Source organism: Butyricimonas sp., assembly GCF_019423355.1.
Classification (GTDB): domain Bacteria; phylum Bacteroidota; class Bacteroidia; order Bacteroidales; family Marinifilaceae; genus Butyricimonas; species Butyricimonas faecihominis.
In genome coordinates this window covers 244108-265931 of record NZ_JAHZBP010000007.1, presented here as the reverse complement: position 1 = coordinate 265931, position 21824 = coordinate 244108, and the positions used below count along the sequence as shown (strand labels likewise).

The 21824-nt window shown below is 40.5% G+C and carries 14 protein-coding genes and 1 tRNA gene; 1 reads left to right on the top strand and 14 read right to left on the bottom strand.

Going from position 1 to position 21824, the window contains the following annotated elements:
- Positions 1–2: 2 nt before the first annotated feature.
- From QVC79_RS11705 to QVC79_RS11650, 12 genes are all read right to left on the bottom strand, one after another.
- The gene (locus QVC79_RS11705; protein ID WP_270594473.1) at positions 3–569 is read right to left on the bottom strand and encodes an RNA polymerase sigma-70 factor; all 567 of its coding nucleotides are present in this window, start codon (positions 567–569) and stop codon (positions 3–5) included.
- Between the two features lie 58 nt (positions 570–627).
- Positions 628–1194 carry an RNA polymerase sigma-70 factor gene (locus QVC79_RS11700; protein WP_270594474.1) on the bottom strand — a complete coding sequence of 189 codons (567 nt, stop codon included), beginning with the start codon at positions 1192–1194 and terminating at the stop codon, positions 628–630.
- 84 nt (positions 1195–1278) lie between these two features.
- Complete coding sequence (locus QVC79_RS11695; protein WP_270594475.1) at positions 1279–1896, bottom strand: class II aldolase/adducin family protein; 618 nt, start codon at positions 1894–1896, stop codon at positions 1279–1281.
- A 113-nt stretch (positions 1897–2009) separates the two neighbouring features.
- A complete protein-coding gene (locus tag QVC79_RS11690; protein WP_270594477.1) occupies positions 2010–3821 on the bottom strand; it encodes a TlpA family protein disulfide reductase in 1812 nt (603 codons plus the stop codon).
- 131 nt (positions 3822–3952) lie between these two features.
- On the bottom strand, positions 3953–5524 hold the full coding sequence (locus QVC79_RS11685; protein ID WP_270594479.1) for a PKD-like family lipoprotein: 1572 nt from the start codon (positions 5522–5524) through the stop codon (positions 3953–3955).
- Between the two features lie 18 nt (positions 5525–5542).
- Positions 5543–6358 carry a DUF4843 domain-containing protein gene (locus QVC79_RS11680; protein ID WP_270594480.1) on the bottom strand — a complete coding sequence of 272 codons (816 nt, stop codon included), beginning with the start codon at positions 6356–6358 and terminating at the stop codon, positions 5543–5545.
- 11 nt (positions 6359–6369) lie between these two features.
- Positions 6370–7746: a RagB/SusD family nutrient uptake outer membrane protein gene (locus QVC79_RS11675; RefSeq protein WP_270594481.1), complete on the bottom strand. Its 1377-nt coding sequence runs from the start codon at positions 7744–7746 to the stop codon at positions 6370–6372.
- Between the two features lie 16 nt (positions 7747–7762).
- Positions 7763–11101, bottom strand: coding sequence for a SusC/RagA family TonB-linked outer membrane protein (locus tag QVC79_RS11670; protein ID WP_270594482.1), 3339 nt, complete (start codon positions 11099–11101; stop codon positions 7763–7765).
- Positions 11102–11217: 116 nt separating this feature from the next.
- Positions 11218–12381, bottom strand: coding sequence for a FecR domain-containing protein (locus tag QVC79_RS11665; RefSeq protein WP_270594483.1), 1164 nt, complete (start codon positions 12379–12381; stop codon positions 11218–11220).
- A 76-nt stretch (positions 12382–12457) separates the two neighbouring features.
- Positions 12458–13042 carry an RNA polymerase sigma-70 factor gene (locus tag QVC79_RS11660; protein WP_151412055.1) on the bottom strand — a complete coding sequence of 195 codons (585 nt, stop codon included), beginning with the start codon at positions 13040–13042 and terminating at the stop codon, positions 12458–12460.
- A gap of 209 nt (positions 13043–13251) precedes the next feature.
- Positions 13252–15468: a PAS domain-containing sensor histidine kinase gene (locus tag QVC79_RS11655; RefSeq protein WP_270594484.1), complete on the bottom strand. Its 2217-nt coding sequence runs from the start codon at positions 15466–15468 to the stop codon at positions 13252–13254.
- Positions 15469–15716: 248 nt separating this feature from the next.
- Positions 15717–16193: a Dps family protein gene (locus QVC79_RS11650; protein ID WP_087419436.1), complete on the bottom strand. Its 477-nt coding sequence runs from the start codon at positions 16191–16193 to the stop codon at positions 15717–15719.
- Positions 16194–16473: 280 nt separating this feature from the next.
- On the opposite strand from QVC79_RS11650, the gene QVC79_RS11645 reads away from it, so the two are divergent.
- Positions 16474–16548, top strand: a tRNA-Val gene (locus tag QVC79_RS11645).
- Between the two features lie 766 nt (positions 16549–17314).
- Here QVC79_RS11645 and QVC79_RS11640 read toward each other — a convergent pair.
- Both QVC79_RS11640 and QVC79_RS11635 read right to left on the bottom strand, forming a co-directional pair.
- Positions 17315–19510: a S46 family peptidase gene (locus QVC79_RS11640; RefSeq protein WP_270594486.1), complete on the bottom strand. Its 2196-nt coding sequence runs from the start codon at positions 19508–19510 to the stop codon at positions 17315–17317.
- A gap of 4 nt (positions 19511–19514) precedes the next feature.
- A complete protein-coding gene (locus QVC79_RS11635) occupies positions 19515–21755 on the bottom strand; it encodes a zinc-dependent metalloprotease (protein WP_270594487.1) in 2241 nt (746 codons plus the stop codon).
- Between the last annotated feature and the right edge of the window lie 69 nt (positions 21756–21824).

Here is a 21824-nt window from a genome sequence, read left to right as displayed (position 1 = left end):
CTTTAGAAACCCTGTTGTAAATATTCAATAAGTAGGAAAATGGGAACCAGCCTCTCACGCAACATACGATACGCTCGCTGAACCTGAGTTTTCACTGTTGTCTCGGCAATATTTAATTGTTCGGCAATCTCTTTGTTCTTCTTTCCTTCCACCACTTTTAATAAAATAATCTCCCGACACTTATCGGGTAACGCATCCAAAGCTTCTTGAAGGCGTCGATGCACATCCTCATCAATAACCACGTCCTCGGTTCCGGAGAAAAGCTGTGCCTCAATCAATTTATTGTTATGCTCATCCCTGATCTTCCGATCCCGTATCGCATTCAAACAACGATTTCGAACCGACGTGAACAAGTAAGCTTTCACGGAAGTAGCCACTTGTAATGTCCCGGCATGATTCCATAAATGGAAAAATAGATCCTGCACTAAATCCCTTGCCTCTTCTTCATCATATAAATAACTCTCGGCAAACAGAACCATTTTGGCAAAATAATACTCATAGAGGTATCGAAACGCCTCTTTGTCGCGTTTTTTTATACGAGCTAAAATCAAATCCTCTTCTGCATCCATGAGTACATCCAAATTGTATGGACAAATTTATGTAAGAAAATCGAATAATCACGTTCACTCACGAGAATAAAATGAAAATCAACATCGCCAAACTCTCTCCTAATTCATTGCGAACAAACGCATAGGCCCGTTTCTTCTGGGTTTTCACGGAATTCTCGCTAATCCCAAGTCGCTCCGCAATATCCTTCACTTTGGCCCCCTCCATGCTCATAAACAATACTTGCCGTTGCTGTTCCGACAATTTATCTATCGCCTCGTAGAATTTATTCACAACATCCTCTTCAACGGCAAGTTCCAGAATCACCTCGTCATCTTGCCCGTCTAAAACGGCATCTCCCCATTTTTCATATAAAGCTTGTGCAATTCCCTTATTCCGAACCGAATTAAGCGCCCGCGTGTAAACCATCCGGTACAGATAACCAACCAGCGAAGGCACATCAGGAAATTGCGTACCGGAATCCCATATTTTAATAAAACAATCTTGAACAATATCTTCGGCAGAAGCATCATCTTTCACAATTTTCGATGCATAATTACACATCGCAGGATAGTATTTCCGGTACATTTCCCGCCATGCACTTTCACGCTTTTTGTTAACACTTTCGATGAATCGACCTGTATCCATAAAGTTATGCATCTCCCGTTTTGAACATCACTTAATACAAAGATGCAAATAAAACTTTATAACTACAAATTCATCGACCTTTCTCTAAAGATGTTCCCATAAATCTTCCACATCTTTCCGGGAAAGTACCGTGTAATCCATCCGGCTCTGAACGATAATCCGACAAGCCATCTCGAAAAAAAGAGCCCGTTCAAGCACTTCATCAAAATCACGACCACACACCACCTGTCCGTGATTACTTAACAAAACGGCATCATGATCCTTCATCGCCTCGATCACGGCATTCGCCAATTCAAGAGAGCCGGGACGATAATAGGGAACAACAGCGACTTCGCCCACATGGTAAGGAACTTCCAACGTCACGTTAAAATTTGACGGCTTATTTTTCATACAAGCCACCACCGTAGCATATTCCGACTGGAAGTGTAACACCACGTTTACTTCCGGACGCTCCCGCAATACACCTAAATGAAAAACACTTTCCATAGAAGGACGTACCCCGTTTTCCACTTGCCCGGACATAATATCACACACGGCAACCTTTTCCGGAGTCAAAACCGGTAACCACGAACCTGTTCCGGAAACGAGCATCTTGTCTCCCACTCGCCAAGATAAATTACCACTACTGCAAAGCATCAGCCGAGCCTCCCCGTACCGATGGGCTTGAGCCACAAAAATTTCAACCTGTTCTTTCGTGATCATAAACGTGTTATAAGACTTTATCCAAAAGTATAAGAAAAAGAATTCCTGCGCAAACAAAACCCGGAATTCCTACACGCAAAGAATTCCGGGTTCATAAAGCACACGCATTTAATCTATAATCCGGGCAAAGTATTCAATATTTCCAATGTTTTCCCATCAGAAGGTCGTGGCATATTCGCATTTAAAAATTTACCATCTTGATCAATCAGTAGGAACCGGGGAATCCCCTTGCAACGAATAGCCTCCATGAAACTCTTGTCGCCTCCCATGTGTAACTGGATTCCTCCCAATTGTTTCGCTTGAACAAATCTTTCCCACGCTTTCTGACTATCATCACAAGAAATACTGACAAAACAGATGTTGCGCCCCTCAAATTCCTCTTCCAACTTTTTCAGATGAGGAATCTCGGCATTACACGGCCCGCACCACGTGGCCCATACATCAATATACACGTATTTTCCTTTCAAATCCGACAAGCTCACTTCTTTTCCTGTTATATCCTTAAAAGTAAACGGTACGGCAGGCTGTCCCTTGAACAAAACCTTATTTGCATCATACACACGCTGATATTCCGCAACATAATCCAGCCTATGAACCCTCTTTCGAAAAATTCGATCCATCTCTTCCGTGTTTTCCATACCATACATTCTCACGTATTCCATAACACTTTTCACCACCAAATTCTCCACCAATCGCTTATCCCGATACTTTTCCGACTCTTTTAATACCTTTATCAATAAGGCATAAGCACCTTCTGTCCCCTCTCCTTGAGCATGTAAAGCAAATAATGTCCTTTTTATGGATTCCGGGTATTCAAAAATTCCCCAAGCCTCTTTTTCTTCTGTCAACGCACGCCTCAATTCTGACCAAGATTCCTCTGACACCTGCTTCCCTCCATGCCCCATAATTATCCAAGAAGCCAACTGGTAATTTCGCTCGTAACCGATACTCTCTTTCTCCCGCTTTATAAAATTTGCATCTAAACCAGCTGTTGATAACGCTTTCTCCCGCTCTTCCACCATCTCTTGCAATCTAATCCGGAAAAATTCTTCCTCCAGTTCGTATTCCCGCCATTGAATATCTCGATAAAATTTTTTATTCAAATAATTATTAATATCCGCACCTTCTCCTTCAAAATGCAATTCATTAAATTCGGATTTGGCCTGCCAAGGCTTATCGGGTTCCACCCATACCGTATATTTCTTATCTCCCACCCAAAGCCGTCCGTACTCACCTTCCGACAGGGCCATTTTCCAAACGGCCTTATTTGAACCATCAAATTCCAATTTCATTCTCCCCCCATCGCAAGTTTCCAACGCGACTTCCCGGGTGTCATTCTCCGGCATTTGAAACTCGAAGGCGGTCTCCCGCAAGTCAACCGTCTTCTTTGCTTTTCGTGGGGCAGACGGGCCATTTTTTATTCCTTTCAATTGCCGTAACATTGTTTCCGTTCGAGGATCAGAAGGACGTGTCATCTCTAAACGCAACACCCGCCCTTTACGATCCAACAGGATAAAACGAGGAATTCCTCCCACGCGAAAAACTTTCATAAAAGATTCGTCTCCAGCCAACCACCATTGCATACCAACCATTGACAAAGCCGCACCCCGCCATTTCCATTCCATTCCATCACAAGAAATTCCGACAAACTCGATGTTCCTATCCCGAAATTTTTCCTCCAACTTTTCCAAGTGTGGATATTCTCGTAAACAGGGATTACACCACGATGCCCACACGTCAATGAAAACGTACTTCCCTTCAAGCTCTTGCAATGTCCGCTCCTTTCCATCCAAATCTTTAAAAATAAAATTCGGACATTTATCACCGATTTTCAAGGCCACCGTGTCCACGGGATTTCCATGTGCAAGTGAAGACACTAATAAGAAACTGAAGCACCAAATAAACAACTCTTTCCCAAATCTCATAATTATTAATATTTATAACTCTAAAAACCTTACTTGTCTATCAATAAGAGGTTTATAGCCATAAAATTTCCTTCATTACGCCAAAAATAAAAATGCCCCCACATATACCAACAAGGGGCATTTCGATCAAATTAACTATATCTATAAATACTATTAAATAATGACCACGCAGGACTATACCAGAACATAAATCTCACTTTCCCCTTTCCACGAATAATCTCCGGAAGAAGTTTCAACCCATCCACAGAGGAATCAAAAGAATATATTGCATAATCGGTGCCCGAGGATGTCGCAACAATAAGCCGATCAAATCGATTATCATACAAATCTCCCATCCACTCCGCATTATTATAATCATAATTATTAGCAATATACTTACAATAAGTAATCTCTCCATCAAAAGTATGAATATCCATCACGAATTTATCCTCGTCAATATCGTAATAAGAAAGTCGGTTATCTTTTATAAAATAAATAATATTGCTTGTCTGATGCATCGTGTAAAAATCAGCATTGGCAAACGCACTGCAACGAGATACCGGAATCGTTCGGGCAAAACGAATAGGAGCATAATCAGCCGCATCAAACTCTTTGGAGTGTAATCCATAGAGCCGCAAATTTTCCATATCTCCTTTCTTTCGCATCAAGGCATACGCTGTTCCCCAATTATACTCTCCTGCAATCTTTTTGTCTGTTTGTCCCAAATAAATTAAATCAGCATCTAGCTGGTTCGAAGAAATCTTCAAATCATCCTCAGGTCTATAAATATCTTTAAAATATTTGATTTCCATTGTAATAGATGAACTTTTCGATTTCGGAAGAATAGCAAAAGAACAGCTCTGTTCATCATATACCAACATGGAATAGCCATACCCCCAACAAACAATATAAGGTGCAAGATGATAATCTCCCATTAAAGCCGGCATAAAAGCAGAAAGACCAGAATTCATCAAATAAGCCTTACCATTATATATCAACCCTGAAAAAGAAGAGTGGCTCATGAAAGCTTCTATAGAACCTGAAGCAAAATCCGGCATTTCATAGAATAAATCTTCTTTTTTTACTAAAATATTTTCATCATTCACTCGATACATCAGAATATCTTTCTCACTCACAGGAATCAGGCACTTTTGGGAAGCCTCTGTTTTTCCCGTTTCCGGATTATACCACTTGAAACTCTCCGTATAAAGTATAGAAATCGGTTTTCCTTCCATTGGCTCGCCCAAAGATAGAGATAACTGGTCTGCAGCAAACTCGATCTTCCCATTTTGAATCAGTGAAACATCCATATCCGTATTCCCATCTGCTGTTTCTTTCAGAATTAACCAACCATTATTAATTCGAGGAATAATTGTATAACTAAACGCTAAAACGGCTTGAAGTCCGGTCTCAACATGAGTTGCTTCGACTTCCAACGTCACGTTATCCGTCGTGTCAACACGCCATTGTAGACGGGCATCTTGCGAGATTAATTCCGGCACTGTATCATGATAACGATACCAATTATAGGTACACTCAACCTCTTCCCCTCCCATCGTGCAAACAGGCGTGATATCAATAATTTCCCCGGTCTGAACAGAAGCATTCTTAACATTTTCAATCACCAAATCCGGAATACGATGAATCGTGTTATCTTTATCATAACAAGCGGTAAGCACAACCCCTACCACAAGAATCATTATCAAATAATATATATGTTTCATATCATTTCTCTTTATTATTTAACGTGCTATTGTCGGGAACGTGATTTCCGTGGCAGGATCACCAGGATTATCTCTCAGAGGCGGTAGTCCCTGTTCGGCACGTTTGGCATTCTCTTTTTTCAATTCCCGGTTGAAAATAAACAAATAGTAATTTTTATCATCAATGCTCAAGGTCGAGATAAATTCATCATCCCATTCCTTACCGGAAATCGTTATCATAAACTCATGCTTCGTGCGGCTCCATGCTCCGGCAAAAAAATATCGATCCCAAGCGGCTGGCGTCGTCAAACAATCCGCTATTTTCAATTGGATATGACAATATTCATTATCACCTGCCATCAGATCCTCCGAATCTACGATCCGGAAGAAAAGTGTATACGTGGTATCCCGCAAAGATTCATCCCTTAACATGATCACGGGAATTTGAGTACTCAGTTCCCCCGGTTTCAAGATCAAGTGTTCCTTCATCCGCTCGTCATCAAAAGGTATATAATGCACTCCCGGAACAGCTTGGCGGGGATAAACCGTCAAGACTGAATCCGCAATTATCCCATCATTCCCATAAATATATTTCCATTCACGTTTCTCATACTGCTCTAATTTAATACGACAATTTTCCTCCGGAACCATACCTTGAGGACGTACCGTAAACCAAACGGTATCCACCGATATATCCCCTTTTCCCACAAAAGAATAACTATAAACCTCTGGATGAAGAACGGCAGGTAATACAAATTGTACTCCTTTCCATGAAGTATTATAACCAGGTAATGCTTCCTCGCATGCCATACAACATAAACCCATGCATAAAGCGAATATAAATTTACGTATCATAACTTCTCTTTTTAATAATTTTCAGTCGTATTCAACTCTCGTAATGGCAATGGTAACACGTAAACATCCTCTCCACATTCTTTTGTTCCCCAATGCATGGTAACAGTTCCCAAACGCTTGTAGACGTAAAACATTTGCCCTTCAGCATAAAATTCTTTGAGATATTCCAATTGAATCACTTCTTTTCGGTTACTTTCAGTCAATTCCGTAGTTACTAACCCCCGAGATGCTAAAAATTCTTTATACATCCCATTGGCCTCCGACAAATCCGCACATTCCGCTATAATCAAATACATTTCAGCCAAACGAATCATCGGGACACTAAGACTCGGAGCTTTCGTCTGTTGTGAATCAGAAGAAGCCATATTATCATACTTATTAGGAGAACGATACCCTCCATTATTAGCAAACCATAATGAAAGCCGAATATCTTTTATCGTATACAATGCATCCACCTCGGTCGTTAACTGTTTAAAACCATCAGGTATCCTACTGTCATCAAATTCTTCAATTGCTACTCCAAACAACTGCTCACTAGCGTAAAAGACCCTATCATTTCTATTTAGATCAGCTTGCGACCCCAAAGAAAATAGTTTTTTCCCATCCACAGAAGTCGCATCTTTCACCATTCGCGCATAACGTAATGCTTCATCTTTTTCGCCAAGCCACAAATGAACCCGGGCCTGTAAACCTAACACGGCATAGTAATTCATTCGATTCGGACGATACCCGCTAGACTTACCGGCAGACAGAATGGGATCCACTTGCTTCAACAAGAGTTCTGCCGAATCCAAATCCGCACAAAGTTTATTCATATACTCCCGATAATTAGAATACGGATAATTTTCCAACTGAACCGTAGTCTCGTAGGGCAAATATTTATAACTCTCATCTACTTGAGTTGGCATTGGTCCCCACAGACGAATCAAATCAAAATGGATAAAAGCACGCAATCCCAAAGCCTCCCCTTTATACAATTTTTCCTCTTTATCTGTCAACACTCGCTGTTGGTTATCAATATACTTGATTAAAATATTCAAGTTCGCAATAATTTCGTATTGCTTCAAAAACATATTTCCTAACTCTCGTTCAACTCTTTCAACCCGATAATCATGCGATGCATAATAATACGCAACACCCAAACCTTCGGTTGTTTCCCACAAATTTGCCATATACTCTACACCACCAAGCACCATTTGTCCGCTCGGGGAATAATTATCCCGCATAAGAATATATGAACCTGTCAGGGCATCATAAAATCCAGCCTGAGTTTTAAACATATCTTCCTTTGTCACTTGAGTTTCCGGTTGAATTGTCAACCAGTCTGTGCAACCGAATAGGCTGAATATCACGCAGGACATAAACAATAAACTCTTGATTTTCTTCATAATGTTCCTGTATTAATTAAAATGTACATGATAATGAAAATGACGGTTTTACAGAATATGGATAATTCGTTCCCCGTTCTTGTTCTATCGTGGACAAATACAATAAATCCATCATACTGGCAGACAAGCTTAACCGCTCCATTTTTAAATATTTACAAATCCGTCGCGGGAAATCGTATTGTATATTAATATTTCTCCAAATAAAAGTCGATTCATCCGCGACAAAACGATTATTTGCTTGCGTGTTCACTTTATTATTTAATCCCTTGTAACGGGTTATGTCTCCGGGCTTTTCCCAGCGTTCTGACAGCACCCGTTTGTCAACGTTATTCTCGACATAAGCATTTTCCACTTTAGACAACAATGTCTGATTCAATTTCTGTCCTCCCAATCTTAATTCAAAACCTGTTGTTAAAGAAAAAGATTTATAACGAAACGAAGTACTAAAACGTCCGTTTACCTTCGGAACTCCATTACCAACCTTAACTTTAGCCAACATATCCACCGTAGAAGATACCTTCCCATTGCGATCCACGTAAAGGACCTCTCCCGTCGTGACATCAATCCCCGGGGAGATGAAAGTATAAATCGCATTCATCGATTCTCCCTCTTTATATTGCAGATAAATAAAGTCCCCGGTCTGATTATTCACGGTCTCTTCATTTTGCCTTTTCATCTCATCTGAAAGTTTCACGATTGTATTCTTGTTCCATGCAAAACCTCCTCGTGCCGACCATGTAATATCATTTGTGCGTAATAAATTAACAGAAATATTCAATTCTCCTCCTACATTCCGAATGGTTCCAACATTCTCCTTATACTCGGGAAATCCATGAGAATAAGTCAAACCTAACGACGAGATATAATTTTTTGTTTCCTTGCGATAATAGTTCCCTTGCAGAGATAGTATCTCGTTAAACAATGATATATCCAAGCCAATATTATGCTGATAAGTATCCTGCCAACGTAAATCATCATTACCAAGCCCTTGTAGATAAGCACCCATATCTCCATTATAACGTTGATCCCGATCGTATTCGTACGTCGTCAACGCCTGATATGGATTAACCGGTAAAGAACTCGTCACTCCATAAGAATAACGCAAACGAAGTAAATTCATCCATGGTAATCGTTCTTGAAAAAAGTTCTCTTTACTAATCGTGTAACCAACTCCGACAGACCAAAATGGAGCGAAACGATTATTTGAACCGAAAGAAGATGACCCATCCAATCGATAGGAGAAATCAGCAAAATAACGATCATCATAATTGTAATTTCCCGTTATCGTAAGTCCGACTTGGCGAGATTTTGAATCTGTTGCAGACGGACGTTCTGTGGCAAATCCTGCCGCATTAGATATATCTGTCAAATGATCATTGGCAAATCCACGTACCCACAACATATAATTCAAACTTCTAGTTTCATTCAAACTACCGTCTACTCCAACAAACACGCTATGCAATCCAAAGGTATTCCCGTAATTACCGGTAATACTCCATTGCCAAGATTGAGTCTCTCCATAACCCCACGTATAACTTCCCTTGGCATTAGGATCCTGTATGTTATTAAAATCATTACTGGATTTCGGAGAAAATTGATCAGATCGATTTGTTTGACTAGAATATCCCACTCTGGTCGCCAATTTCAAACCTTTCAACACATTCCACTCCATTTGGAACGTATTTCGGATATTCGTATACTTTTCCTTGTTAAACTTATTAATTGAAGCTTCCCATAGTGGATTTTCAAGAGTAGTCGTACCTGTCGTGGATCCGAATGTTATAAATGATTTCACAACCTGTCCATTCTCATCATAAGGATAAAAATAAGGATTCATGGAAACATATGTATAAAAGTCCCCGTACGGACTTTCTTCAGAATTATTCAATCCTAAAGAAAATGTATTTGTGAAACGAATCGTTTTTAATAAATAACTGATCGTCAAAGAACCATTGAAATTATTCCGAAAAGAACCCTTCATCGCTCCCGCTACACAATTATAAGACAAATTCATCGTGTAGCGAAATTGTTCATCGCCACCACCAAAATTCAACATATACATTTGACCGACACCCGTTCGTACCGGTTTCCCAATCCAATAAGTATCAACCCCTTCGGCAATAGATTTCGCATTCTGTCGATATAATTCTTTACGTTTCACACTATTATACAGTCCTGCACGTACCTCCAAATCTAACTTTTCTTTCGCATTCAATAAATTATAACTGGATAGATCAGGTATTTCCAAGTTCATTCCGGCTGTAGCCGTAACACGTAATTTTCCTTGCCGAGGCTTTGAAGAAGTGATCACCACTACACCATTTGCGCCACGGGAACCATAAATAGCAGTAGAACTTGCGTCTTTCAAGATTGTCACACTTTCAACATCCGACTGGTTCAAGTCCATCACTCTCTCCAAAGAAACTTCAAACCCATCCAAGATAAACAATGGTTGATTCAACTCTGCACGTGCTTGAGTTTGAAGATTTGTAATCTCTGGCAAACTAGAAATTCCCCGAATTTGAATCTCCGGTAAAACATTTGGATTAGAACCATATGTATTATTTTCCTGTATCACAAAGGCCGGATCAATATTATTCAATGTTTGCAACAAATTACGATTACCCATTGACATTATCTCTTCCTTCGTAATATGCGTTACTGATCCTGTAAAACTTCCTTTCGGTTTATTAAAGATTCCCGTCACCACCACCTCATCAATCTCTGCCATATCGTTTTTCATCACGATATTCATTGGTTTACTATCCTTTACTTGAACTTCTTGCTTTTGGAAACCTACAAATGAAAATATTAACACCAAATTTTCTTGTTTCGGTAAATCAAAATCGAACTTTCCCTCAGCGTTTGTCACAAACCCAATTGTTGTACCCTTCACTTGAATCGTCACTCCCGGTAATGTCATGCCATCCACATCCTTCACGATTCCTGTAACCGTGATCTTTTTCTTCAACGTGTCAGCAGCAACTAAGGCCCGCACGTAATGTATCACCACGAAATTGTCATTAATCTCGAACTTTACGTCATACCCTTTAAAAATCATTTGTAATGCTTGTTCAATCGTAGCATCCAAAAAGTTTACGTTCACTCGTTTCGACACGTCAATCTTAGAATTACTGTAAAAAAAATCTAACTGTGTAGATTCAGAAATCTTATTCAGCACCTGCTCAATTGTCGCATCTTTCATTTTCAAATTAATCCGTGCCGTTTGAGAATAGACGGCCGCAGACAAGTGCATCACGCACACCAAACATAGAACTCCTGTCATTCGCATAACTAATAGAATTTTTTTTAGCCATCTGGGGGGATAAAGCCCCAAATCACAATTTTTTTTCATACATTTGTTTTTTAAAGGTTTACAATGAGTCTTGTCCTCTATCGCCAAATGTCGGGCAAGACTGCTAACTTTTATAAATGCCGGAGAAGTCGCTATACTTTTCCGGTATTTTTAATTTACTCTGAAATTACAATTGTTTTCCCTTTCACGCTAAACCGGACTTGACTTGTACTCTCGATCATCCGAACCAAATCATCCAAAGGCTTAAACTTCACGATCGCCCCCGTGAACCGCACCTTTTTCACGCTTTCATTACTAAAAAATATTTCCACGTCATACCAGCGGGAAATCTGCTTGGCAATCTCTTCCAGTTCCGTGTTATTAAACAAGAACTTCCCGTCGATCCAAGACGTGTAAAGACGAACATTGACTTCCCGTTTCTCTAACTCGTTTTCTTTCCCATAAGCCTGTTCCCCCGGAACCAGTCGAAACGCTTGCTGACCACCTGAAACAATTTCCACGCTACCATTTACCAGCGTGGTCGAAACCTCCTCATTATCATCGTAATCATTCACGTTAAAACGAGTACCCAACACCTTCACGTTCATCCGGGATGTTTCCACGATAAAAGGCCTTTCTGCATCGTGTGCCACGTCAAAAAAAGCCTCCCCGGATAACACGACCCGTCTCTCTTTTCCCATGAAAGATTGAGGATATATTAATCGTGATGCCGAATTCAACCAAACCTTTGTCCCGTCGGCTAACATGACTTGGTACTCTCCACCCTTAGGAATAATTAATTCATTATTTTTATTGACATTAGCCATCCCGATAGAATCGTGTGAAGAATAACGTAACAGATGATTAGAATCCATCTCTATCCGGACATTTGCCTCGTGAGCGATCAATGAACTCTTCATTGTACTATCCAGCATAACCGTTTTTCCATCATACAACTTCAATATTGCTCGTTCTCCCCCCGGACGAGAAACTGCACTAAATTGACGATGTACCCCCACCGACTCATTCTTCATACCCTGCCACAAAACCAAAGCCACGCCTAACGGCAAAATAAAGAGAGCCGCGTATTTCCACCAATAACGGAAACCTATTTGCCTTCCTCTTCCCCGTTTCACTCGTTTTAATACATTCTCCGTATCAGGAGCAAAATCCCGATGTAAAAGTTTTACCTGATCACGTATTTTCTTTATCTCGGCATACACTTCCTCATGTCCCACATCTTCTGCCAACCAACTTGAAAGCTCGGCTTCCTCCATTGGTGACAGGTGATCATCCAACTTTCCGGAAATCAACTCATATATTCGATCATCTATTTTCATCTTCATATTTTTACATAGAGTACTTCAAAAATGAAAAACAGGGTGAAGAAAAAACAGATTTTTTGAAAAAAAGATTTTAATCTTCTTTTATCCCAAAAAGAAATAGTAATAACGAGAATTGTTCCTGTTTCAATTTTTCCCGCAAGGTCTTGTAAGCGATTTTCATTTGTGTTTTTACCGTGTTGACCGAAATTCCCAACGAGTCAGCCACGTCCTTGTATTTCATATCTTCCAGAATCACCAGTTTAAAAACAACTTTACATTGTAAAGGCAAATTCTCAATCTCTCCCCACAAACGGTTCAATTCCGGCGTTTCAAATTCTACGACTTCTTCCGAAACCTTTAAATTTTGTTTCACATCCTCCAGATCAACACGTTCCCGTTTATTCTTCAAAAACGTAAAACAAGCATTACGCACGGCAACAAACAAATAACTATCAATAGACGCCCTCTCGTCAATCCGAGTACTTTTTTTCCAGATCTTTTCAAAAACTTCCTGCACAATGTCTTCCGCCACGTCAAACTGCACGACAAACGTGGCTGCAAAACGACACAGGTTTTTGTAGCGAGTTCTGAAAAGGTAATCAAAGGCAGCTTCTTTTCCTTCTTTTAACTCTCTAGTCAATATTTCTATTTCATAATATTTCTGACTATCTTCCATCGTATTAACCCAACAATACAAAATATTCACCACCTAAAAACCACCTATCGCATCCATTGAATTGATTTCTCAAAAATAATAAAATCTAAAACAAAACCTTTTTTTAATGCTACTTTTGTCTCTAACAATTTTTATTTACTCGGATGATAAAAGAAAAATTACCCACGGGCAAGAAAGCAAGTAGGACACTCTTGGAATGTCAGCATGAACTATTGTCCCGGTTTAACAGGCAAGGTAAACCAAAAAGTACTTCCTTGATTTTCCTCGGAAATCACCCCGATCTCTCCCCCCAACTTATGGACAATCGTCTGACAAATGGCTAATCCCAACCCAGTTCCGTTTGTAAAACTATCCAATTTGACAAAACGTTTGAAGATTTCATCTTGCTTTTCCGCAGGAATTCCTTTCCCCGTGTCGGAAACAAAGAAACGCAACCCGTTCTCCCGCTCCTCGTAACCAAAATGGATATGTCCCTCGTCGGTAAATTTAAGCGCATTATTCAGGAAATTCGAAATCACCTGCATCACCCGGTTCTTTTCCGTGTAAATAACACATTTATCCATATGGGAAGTAAAAGAAATATCAATATTAGGATGTTCTATATTCTTCTGGCGATAACTCATTTCCAATCCCCGCAACATCTCGTTTATATCAACCATATCATAAATAAACTCCAACGTTCCCGCCTCGATCTTTGATAAATCCAGAATGTCACTAATCAACTGCAACAGTAACTCATTATTTCGATTAATAATAGCCATGTACTCCTCTTTATCCTTCGGATCATCCGTGTTAACCAGTAATTCACTGAACCCCACGATAGCATTCAGGGGGGTACGAATCTCGTGACTCATATTGGACAGGAACATCGACTTCAACCGATCGGACATCTCAGCCGCTTCCTTCGCCCGTTTCCATTCATTAGCAACCCGGGTGCGTTCGGAAACATCCTCGTATTTCAACACAACTCCCCGAATCTGCCTCTCGTTCTTTATATCATAAACAGGCGTGGCCGTGATCTCCACCGTAAACCCGTCATCAAAAGTGACTTCCTTCATTTCCCGTTTTCCCGTCTCCAACGCCTTCTGCATCACACAACCCGGACAAGGAGAATCCCGATGCATTACACTTTTGTAGCAACACAACCCGGCTTTATACCTACCGGCTAGCGGATGCTCGGAATACTGGGCCAAGTTCTCCCACTCGATCATGTAATCCGGGTGAAGATATACTAATCCATTATTCGAATGATCAAGAATAAGCTGGTTGATCTCCTGAATCTTCTCCACATTTTGTTTCGCTTCCATCAAGGTTTTCTCGTATAGCTTACTCTCGGTTATATTTCGTAACGTCCCGACAACCCGCAGAGGTTTTCCTGCAATATCCTTTTTCTCAATCGTCAAATACAAATCATAGTAATCTTCATATAGCCCCAAAACATCATAACGAATCTCCCGATGCAAATTATCTATCTTCCCGGCCTTTATATCAGCAAAAAGCTGAGACATGACTTCCCGGTCATCCGGATGCATATTACCGACAGCCTCTAACGAGGACTGACCATCCCGTTCTTTACAAAAACCTTTATTTCCAACCTTAAATTCAGGATATTTAAACCGGATTAAGTCTTCTTCCAAATCCCAAACCATCGGAACCGTGTTCGTAACCGAGAAAGCCATCCGCAATTGCTGATTCACCTCTTGAAGTTGTTCTTGTATACGAATAAGATCTGTTATATCCCAGCGAGTGGCCAGTAACCAATGGTGTATATCGTTGGACACCACATTTTTATTCACGATAGAAACGTGTCTCTCGCCGTCAGGAGTCTCGTATACTTCTTGCACTTGATAAGAACTTCCTTCTTCAATAATTTTAAAATCGACATCTCGGTAATGCTCGCCTCGTTCCTTTCCATATACCTCTATATCAGTCTTACCGATAATTTCTTCCCGGGAATATCCACCCTGTAACTCACACTGCTTATTCCAGAAAACATACTTCAAATCATCATCTATATCCTTTATGATCAGAGGCATTGGCATATTGTCCAGCACCGCATTCAACAATCGCTGATTCTGTTTTATCGCAACTTCGTTCTTTTTCCGTCCCGTAATATCCCGTTCAAAACAAGCCACCAAATTTTCCTGTACACGCTTGAACCGCCCCTCGTAATAGGTTATCTTACCATGAACCGACACGGTATACTCCACCTCGTACACTTTATCCGAAATCAACGCTTCCCGCAAATTGGATATCACGATGTCAACAAACGGGGGATCAACACAATCCTTCAAATTCCTACCAATCAATGCCTCCACCGGTAAAGAAAGTTTCACAGGATCTGCATTATAAATTTTTTGTATATTAAACTGGTTATCTACCATGAAAATCATATCGGGAACAGAGGCAATAACCTTTTCTGCCATAAGATTTTCCATATTCTCTTGCGGAATAAAGATTTTTCTCCTACGAGAAAAAAAGAAGATGAGATTTCCCAAAATCACTACTCCAGCTATAACATATCCCCACATGGCAATCAGATTTAATTTTTACGCAATATATTGCAAATATAACAATAATAAATTACCAAACAATCCCTTTATCGCACCATGATCGAATTAAAAAGCCGTGCTGACATCAGCACGGCTTTCTAGGTACAAATTAAAACTTAAACTTATTCACTTAAATATGCACGTAGCATCCATAAATTCTTCTCTTGCTCGGAAATGTAAGGATTAATCATATCTTGAGTTCCATCATCACCGATTTCTGCGGCCAAAGCCAATATTTCACGTTCTTTCCGGATCAATATCCCCAAATTCCCCACAATCTCCTTTACGCAACGATTCCCGTCGGAAACCCCCGTTACCTCTTTAATCTCAGCCTGTTTCATGTAAGCGGAATACGAATGTAACGGGGTACCCTCCAACGTAAGCACGCGTTCAGCAATCTCGTCCACCTTCTCGATAGCATCATTATAGTACTCTTCAAACTTAGCATGTAACTCGAAGAAGTTACTTCCTTTCACGTTCCAGTGGAATCCTCTCAAATTCTGGTAAAATATTTGGTAATTTGCCAACAAATCATTCAAATGGTTTACTAACTCTTTTGATTTCTCTTTGTCTAATCCGATTAAATTTAGTGTTTTCATATTATTTGATTTTTATTTATTACTATTCTCTTATTTTTTTGATACAAATATAGAACATATAACAATATAAATCAAATTGATTGTTTTTATAAATAGATTTAATAAATTTATAAATAATGACTTACAGCATATTACAATTCCAAAATACCACAATTTCATTAAAAAAAATATCTCTTCGTCTTCAAGTTTACCAGTAACTTCATTTTTTTCGAAAAAAATCTATCAATCCTTTGCAGAGTTCAAAAATTGCACTACATTTGCATCCGCAATCAAGCAACACGGGCGCTTAGCTCAGCTGGTTCAGAGCATCTGGTTTACACCCAGAGGGTCGGGGGTTCGAATCCCTCAGCGCCCACGGAACAAACGTCAAAAGGCGACAAAAAAATGCCTAAGTCTTGTAAATCATCGGGTTTACAAGACTTTTTTCTTTTATCCCCACCAATTTTTGACTGAATAATGCCCATTTGCATGTGGAGAAAGTAACTTAAAAGTAACCCCGGCATTTTTTGCTAGAATGAGGTTACTCTTGATAGTGTTTCAAAAAGTGTGTAAATCCCAATTTTTTTTCTCTCACGTTCCTATACGACTCCACAAGAGGGATTGTACCCTAAAACTAAAAATGAAAGAAGTTTAGATTGGAATCTAAAATCATTAAATCTAAAATTAACAGGGTTTAGCATCCCTTTTCCCGGGGATATCCCTGCCTGTTACATGACGGCAGGGCGGCTATTGGGTGACTGTTAGGCGCCATCGCCCGATTGTCGCCCGATGCTCGCCCGATTATCGCCGCCATTTTAACAGATAGAAAACAAAAATAACATACTCAAATATCCCGTCAAGCGGGCCAATAACAAGCCTATTCACGCTCAGAAATAAAATTTCGGGCCACTATATCCCCGGTAAAGGGCCGGGATAAGAGATACATCACCTATTCCGGCGCTTCCGGGGTAGCGGAACACCAGTATATTCCCGGCCTTTTTCTTAACGAATAAGGCAAATATGCTTTATTATATCGAACTCACGTTAAATTACGTTTTACTGGGACAATATGACTTTTTATGAAAACGATTCGTATTGTTACCTTGAATTTTCTATTTTAACCTACACTTAGGACTATACACTCATTCAATATGAATTTCGTCAAATACATAAGATGAAGGTGCATATTTCTCCAATACAAACAGAATATAGCGAATATCCACGACAATATTTCGACAAATATCCCGATTATAGCGATAATCGGAAGCAACCCCTTGCCACAACCGATCAAAATTAATACCCACCAATTCACCCTTAGCATTCACGACAGCGCTACCGGAATTTCCACTAGTAGTATGCGCATCGGTCAAGAAACAAACTCTCAATCGTCCATCTTTATCGCCATAACGACCATAATCTTGTTTTTGATATAAATCCCGCATTTTCTTTGGAAGATAGTATTCCGAATCATTGGGATTATTCAAATACTTATCATACATACCATCCATAGTTGTATAATAACGATATGATAATCCATCTTCCGGTTCACATCCTCTTACCGTCCCGAAAGATACCCGTAATGAACCGTTTGCATCCGGATATAGTACTTGGTCTTGTTTCATCTCCAGCATACCTTCTTGAAAAACCTTATACAAGGGTAACATTTTCATCTGCCACGCTCCCCGCTGACGTGAAATTCGCTCTACAAAAACACGATAATAATTTATGGATAACTGATACAAAGGATCTTCCGTGATCACCTTTACACCGTTCTCTTTATCTGACATCAAAAAGTTTAATAAATCCTGCTGTTTCGTGAAAATCGAATTAGCGAACAAATCTTGAGACAATTTTTCCACATCCCCGCCATATCGCTTCATCGCATTCTCCATAACTTCCGTATGAAATTTCATGGGCATCCCTTCATAATAACGCACTAACATATTACGGAAAGTCTTACGATCAATTTCGTATGACCAATTGCCGAAAAACTGTTTTGTCAGCCCAATAAGACGATTGGATTCACTTTTTTGACTTGCTTCTTTCACTGGTTTCCGGCCATTATACATGGCAACCAATTTCTCGAATTTTCCAATAAAAGGTACAATTTCCGCACCATTTAACCCGGCTTCCGAAAAATAGTCGTTGGCTAAATTATACTCGGAAAGCTCCTTGTACACCTCCCTCATATCCTCCAGTACGGTTCCATACTTCGCCCTACGTTCAGGAGACGCCTCCACCCATTGTTGAAACGCTTCCTCTTCCCGCCTCTTTTCCTCGATCAAATTCATATGGCGTACCCCTTGAATCTCACCTTTCCACTTCAGATAAGAATTGGAAATCGACGAAATCCGGGTAGAATAACGCAATCTCAATCCGGGATCAGCTTCCATTTCCTGTTTCAAAATAGCTAGCTTCTCCCCACGAATCTGCACCTTTGCCGCATTTTCTTTCTCAATGATCGCCTCCAAACCAAAAGATGGAATATATTGTTTCGTGGAGGCCGGGTAACCGAGCACCATGGCAAAATCATTCTCTTTCACTCCCTTCAATGAGATCTTTAAATAATTCGTCGTTTTATATGGCACATTTTTCTGGTTATAAGCCCTAGGCTCATTCTGGTCATTCACATACACCCGCAAAAATGCAAAATCACCTGTATGCCGAGGCCAACTCCAGTTATCACTCAAACCTCCGAATTTACTGATTGACATTGGGGGGGCAGCCACCATACGCACATCTTTAAACAAACGATACACCGACATGATATACTGATTATTGGCAAACAAACTTTGCACCCGCATTTCCAACTTTTTCCCTTTCGTGACCTCTTCCGCCAATTTCTTCCCATTCTCATCAATCTTACGAGAATATTCCGCTCCACTCAATCCTTCCGTTCCTTCCATAATCCGGTCGGTCACATCCTCCATACGTACTAATTGTTTCACCATCAAACCTCTACACAAACTTTCCTCTTCTCTCTTAGACGCCCAATACCCGTATTTCAAAAAATCATTCTCCGGTGTTGAAAAGCGTTCAATATAACTCATGATGCAATGAAAATTCGTAATCAACAACCCTTCATCCGAAACAAAACTAGCGGAACAAAAACTCCTCAAGTTATCAGGTCCTTCCGACACAAGGCCGATAATCGCATCTTTCAAACAAGCCTGATTCACACTATATATCTCCTCGGCAGATAGCTTTAATCCCTTTTTACGCATCTCCGCGAATTTCTGTTCTTTCAATAATATCGGTAACCACATCCCCTCATCCGCTTTCACTCGCCCCACCGCAACCATTAATACAATCAATCCTAACAATAGCGTTCTATACATAACCTTATCTCTTTAATAAATCCATTATAAATCCGATATGTTCGGAATATTTTACTTGACGTTCTAATTTTTTACTCAATCGCACGATCTCGACATGCACCGCTGTTCTTTTTAAATAATCATTTGCCTTTCCCGGTCCTCCCTTTTCGTCATTGATTTTCTTCAATGCCAGCACATAGGCAATTTGCCTATTCTTTTCATACTCACTCCATGATTTTTTATCCGGAAATAAATGCGTTGATATATCCCGCAAATACTCCTCGATAGGATAAACAGAACCTATCAATCGACTCAAAAGATTCGGAGATACCAGCGTTGCCAGCATTTCCCCTTGACGGTTCATCAACGTCTCGGTTTTATTCCCGATCAAACCGAATAATCTCCGGTCGCATAACCACTGCTCGCTCTCCTGTAATTCATCTATAATAAAGTGTACCGCTTTCTTTTGCTGTTCTTTATCCACTTCCACGTGGCGAGCCTCGTACTGTCCCACGGTTCCCGGGAAATAATAGACCCCTCCAATATAAGAGGCACAATTATTCATATACTTGAAAAATTGTTTGACACCTGCATCATACATCTCGATCATCCGGTCATAAGAACCTCCTTCGTCAGAACACCAATCAATCAAGTGACTCATGATATACCGTAAATTCAATATCCCGTAAGTCGATGACTTTAATAAATCATCCCCCAGCATATCAGACTGCCCGGAAGGATCCGGGACGACTGGTCCCATGGCCATATTGGCATATAAATACAATGGATCATGTCCTTTTTCCCGAAACATCCGGTCCAACACGGGGAGCTCTTCTTCCGGGGTCTTCACGCCAAATATTGGAGTATAAGCCCATTGCACGGAAAAATAATCAAAAGGCCCCAAAATCGGGGGAGTCATTTTCACTCCTCGTTCAAAATCACCCGGCTGCGCCACATAATTATTTCGGGCATAATCCATTATCGACGCTGTCGTCCCATATTTTCGTGTGAAAGAAGGCGAACGTAATGAATCCACCGGATAAGCAAACGAGGCTCTCATATTGTGTTTCATTCCTAACGTATGCCCGGTTTCGTGAGCCACCGCATACCGAATCAATTCTCCCATGATCTCTTCACTCAACTCCTTGTTTCTCGCTCTAGGATCTGCGGCTGCCGTCTGTATGAAACGCCATTCCTGTAATAAACGCACCACGTTATGGTACCACAAAATATCTGCTTGAATGATTTCTCCCGAACGGGGATCAGTCCAAATTCGACCGGCAGCATTTGCCTCTTCCGTGGGGATATAGCGAAAACAACTTACCGTTAAATCTTCACTATTAAAATCTTCCCCGGGAAAATCCCGCACTTGTATGGCATTTTTAAAACCAATGGCCTCGAACGCCTTATTCCAATCCAATATTCCCAACCGGGCATACTTCTTTATCAACTCCGGTGTTGCCGGGTCAAAATAGAACACAATTGGACGGGCGGGTTCCACCAACTCTCCCGCCTGATAACGTACCACATCCTCCGGACGAGGTTCAATTCTCCAACGGGAAACATATTTCGGACGATACACTCGTTTTGCCGTATTATAGACCGTTTTTACACTTGAAAAATATCCCATTCGTTCATCCTCGTAACGGGGTCTCATAGGTTCCTTGGGAAGCACAAGTAACGTGTAATTAATTGTTACAACCAAAGGAGTCTTTCCTCCCACATAAGCATAGCGAGTCGTTACATTAACCCGGTTCTCGTGGTTTGAAAAACGGACGATACCGGAAGCCTTCGACTCCAACTTCCCCTGTTTCATTCCCCCGGGTAATGGCGACAACTCGCTAATCTCATCATTAAAATAACGAGTCACATCTATCACGTAAACTCCTCGACTTTCATCCCGACGGACAAGATCAAAAACCTGCATTACCGGAATCACATGATTACGTGCAATCAATTCTGCGGCAACATCCGCCTCATCCCACACGGCATTAGAGATTCTTCTTTCCATATTCAGGTATTTCCCATTCGGAACGAATCGCACCACGATAGGGTCACTCATGGTCTGCCCTGCCGATATATTCTTCTGCACGCTCAAATTCACCACCCGAGAACCAAAAAGCAAGTCCCTCCCTAATAAAGAATCCGCCACCTCCAAAAAATAAGTATTATTCTGCTTTACAATTCTCAAAGGTTCTCCGGCCCAAGCATACAAACCACAAATCAACTGTCCGCAAATAAGCACGAATTCACACAAAAACTTCATTCTATTCATTTTAAATACATATCATGACACAAAATACTAAATGATATTTTCAAACATCATCCACCTCGG